This window comes from Streptomyces sp. 150FB (genome assembly GCF_000818195.1).
Classification (GTDB): domain Bacteria; phylum Actinomycetota; class Actinomycetes; order Streptomycetales; family Streptomycetaceae; genus Streptomyces.
Genome location: NZ_JTHL01000001.1, coordinates 53,835 through 56,211, shown reverse-complemented (window position 1 = coordinate 56,211; position 2,377 = coordinate 53,835). Strand labels below are relative to the sequence as shown.

Genomic DNA, 2,377 nt, shown 5'->3' with positions numbered 1-2,377 from the left:
CCGCTCCTGCGTGGTCATGGCCCGCGAGGACCAGCCGGACAACAAGCAGCTCGTGGCGTACGTCGTCCTGGAGGACGGGCATGCCGCGACGGACTTCCGTACCGAACTCGATCGGCACGTCGAGCGCACGCTCCCCGAGTACATGGTCCCCAGCGCCTACATCGCCCTGGACACCCTGCCGTTGACCACCAACGGCAAGCTCGACCGCAAGGCGTTGCCCGCCCCTGGCATCGACGCCTACGCCCAGCGCGAGTACGTGGCACCGAGCACCCCCACCGAGCGGGCGCTCGCCGCGGTCTGGGCGGAGCTTCTCGGCTTCGACGAGGCCCGCGTCGGCGTCAACGACAACTTCTTCGAGCTCGGCGGCCATTCGCTGCTCATCACGGTCCTGGTGGCCAGGCTGAAGGAGCTGGGCTGCGAGGTCTCGGTGCGCAGCGTGTTCAGCAGCCCGACGCTGGCCCGCCTCGCGGAGGAGATCGACGGGACGCCGGCCGCAGTTACCAACGACAGCGTCCCGCCGAATCTGATCCCCCTGGGCTGCGCGCGCGTCACCCCGGACATGCTGCCCCTGGTCGAGCTGACCCAGGAGCAGATCGACACCGTCGTCGCCACCGTGCCCGGCGGCTCGCCCAACGTCCAGGACGTCTACCCGCTGGCGCCCGCGCAGGAGGGCATCCTCTTCCACCACCTTCTCGACCCGGACAACGACCCCTACCTGGTCTCCGTCCTCCTCGCCGCCGACGACGAGAAGGTGTCCGCCTCGTTCACGCGGGCGCTACAGGCGCTGATCGACCGGCACGACGTGCTGCGCACCGCAGTGCTCACCGACGACCTGCCCGAGCCCGTGCAGGTCGTGCACCGCACCGCACGTCTGACAGTCGAGCGGACGCGCCTCGACGCCGGCACGGACGCCGAGCAGCAGGCGCGTGCCCTGCTGGACAGCCCCCGGCGTATGCGGGTCGACCGGGCCCCCCTGCTGCGGCTGCTCATCGCCGAGGACCCGCGCTCCGAGCGGCACTATCTGCTCCTGAGCGCGCACCACCTCATCGAGGACGCCACCACCCTGCGGCTCGTCCTGCAGGAACTGGCCACCCACATGGCGGGCCGCGCCGCGCTGCTCAAGGCCCCCGCCCCCTACCGCGACTTCGTCGCCCACACCCTGCGCCAGACGACGGCGGACGACGGGGAGGCCCACTTCCGGGCGATGCTCGGCGACGTCACCGAGCCGACCACGCCGTTCGGCCTGACGGATGTGCACGGCGACGGCCACCGGAACCCGCAGCTCCGCCGCGCCCTGCCGTCCGACCTCACCGCCGAAGTGCGCGCGCAGGCCAAGCGGCTGCACATCAGCCCCGCCTGCCTGTTCCACGCCGCATGGGCGTGCGTCACGGCCGCGGCCGCCGGGAGCGACGACGTCGTGTTCGGCACCGTGATGTCGGGACGGCTGCAGGGCGTGCCCGGCGTGGAGGGAATGCTCGGGAACTTCATCAACACGCTGCCGCTGCGGGTACGCCTCGCGGACCGGACCGTCCAGGACCTCGTCGCGGACGTCGACGCCGGCCTCAAAGAGCTGATCGTCCGCGAGCAGAGCGCGCTGAGCCTGGCCCAGCGCTGCAGCGGCCTGGAGGCCGACACCCCGCTGTTCAGCGCGGTGATCAACGTCCGGCACTTCGAGCCGGGGCACGGCGACGCGACCGGATCCGCCGTCGCGGGCCAGGGCATCCAATGGCTTGCGGAGGCAGACGCGATCAACTACCCCCTGGTGGTCTCGCTCGACGACTTCGGCAGCGAACTCGCCCTGCACGTCCGCGTGGACGACTCCGTGGAGTGCGAGGCGCTCGTCGGATACGTCGAAGCGGCGCTGTCCGGCATCGTCGGCGCGCTCGCGGAGGACGACGGCAGCGGCACCAAGGCCCTTGACATCGACGTCCTGCCCGCTGGGGAGCGTCGGCGGGTGGTGGGGGAGTGGAATGAGGTTCCGGCGGAGTTGGTGGTGCGGGAGTGGTGTGTGCATGAGTGGTTCGAGGGGGTGGTGGCGGGTTCGCCGGGTGCGGTGGCGGTGGAGTTCGAGGGCTGTTCGTTGTCGTATGGCGAGTTGAACGCGCGGGCCAACCGTTTGGCACGTTATCTGCGTGAACTCGGCGTTGGACGCGGGACGTTGGTGGCAGTGTGTCTGCCGCGCAGTGAGCACATTGTGGTGAGTGTGCTGGCTGTTTTGAAGGCGGGTGGTGGTTATGTGCCGCTGGATCCGGCGGCTCCTGCGGAGCGACTCAAGCATGTGTTGGGTGACTGCGGGTCTGAGGTGCTGCTGGTTGATGGGGTGATTCCGGATGGGCTGGATGTGGCCGGTGTCCGGGTGGTGGATGTGCGGGCGGAT

General features: G+C 70.2%; 1 protein-coding gene. It reads left to right on the top strand.

Annotated features, from left to right (window positions below; genetic code table 11):
- Positions 1-2,377, top strand: a 2,377-nt coding sequence (locus QR77_RS41945) for a condensation domain-containing protein (protein ID WP_236710475.1), incomplete at both ends; no start/stop codon positions are given.